The sequence below is a fragment of the Bartonella sp. AP58NXGY genome (genome assembly GCF_042195785.1).
In the GTDB taxonomy this organism is placed as follows: domain Bacteria; phylum Pseudomonadota; class Alphaproteobacteria; order Rhizobiales; family Rhizobiaceae; genus Bartonella.
The window spans coordinates 1-1214 of record NZ_JBHIOY010000082.1 but is presented as its reverse complement, the minus strand read 5'-3'; the positions used below and the strand labels follow the sequence as shown (position 1 = coordinate 1214).

Below are 1214 nucleotides of genomic sequence, written 5' to 3'. Positions count from 1 at the left end.
AGATCACACCGGTTAAAGAAAATTCCGCATTTGCAACGGCAGGCAATTGAAGTGCTGCTTGGCGCCCCAAACGCCCTTGCTCGACCCATGGAACACCATAAGACATGTCAAGGGTTTGATAAGCGGCCGTTTCAATGGAAAAGATAAAACCACCCAAAGCTAACATCATGATGTTTAATCCGAAAGGCTAGAGGCTATAGCCAAGCGTTGCTGTTTGGCATAGCGTTCAAGGGCTTGGTTAACGGCGGCGCGGATTTCATCTTTAAGACCATTGGGGACAGAAATATTTAAATTTGAAATCATCACGCGGGCATCGATTTCTATCGGCTTATGAACGGTAATGGGCTCTGAAACCTTGAAAGATTCAACCTTTACATTTGTCGCCTGCATTTGTCCTGTTTCGACTATGCCTTTATTAGAACTGCTCTTACCTTTTCCAGATGGTGCATTGGGGATAATGGCTGTATCAAGAATTCTTTTGCCAGGGGCTTGTGCTTCATCGGTAAGGGTTTTAATGGTTTGGGTTGAATTTTTGTCGATTGTAGCCTTAAATTCTGATTTTTTTCCTCCAAAGCCAGGTATCCAACTGGTTAATTTTTGGGTCTGGTTGCTAAACCAGTCAGACAGAGCATTCCATTTGCTTTTGATGCCATCCCAAAGCCCATTAATAAGATTGGAGCCTGCTTCCATTAAATCGACACCGAACAGCCATTCAATGAGTTCATTGATTTTTTTCGAAATCCAAGAGAGTGGTGAAAAGTTTTTAAAGAGCGCCAAGAGGTTATTAAAAACATTACTACATAAGCTCGCAAAAGAATCCCATAACTTGCTTATAAAGCTTATGACTGTGTCCCAATTTTTATAAAGCAGATATCCAATTCCAATAAGGGCTGCAATGCCAGCCATTATCCAGCCAATAGGTGTGGTCATGATGGCAATACCAAGCGATATAAAAGCAGAACCAACGGCGGTTATTGCTGGAATAAGTGAAGTTACAAGACTTACCGCGAGACCGGCAACTGCGGAAGCAGCCGGGACCATTGCTGCAATGAATGCACCGGTAAGAACTGCTCCAACCACGGCTAAAGATGCGGCTATCCAACCATTGAGTTTGTCCCAATATTGATAGAGGACAAAGAGCGCTGCAATACCGCCAATGAGCCAACCGATAGGGGTGGTCATCATAGCATAGCCAAGGCTAACAAACGCTACTC

1 protein-coding gene and 1 pseudogene are annotated in these 1214 nt (G+C 43.8%); both read right to left on the bottom strand.

Annotated features, from left to right (window positions below; translation table 11 throughout):
• A partial coding sequence (locus tag ACFINC_RS09585) for a phage tail protein (RefSeq protein ID WP_375617062.1) occupies positions 1-169 on the bottom strand: 169 nt, incomplete at its 3' end.
• Between the two features lie 5 nt (positions 170-174).
• Positions 175-1214: pseudogene (locus ACFINC_RS09580) on the bottom strand (phage tail protein); the annotation flags it as partial.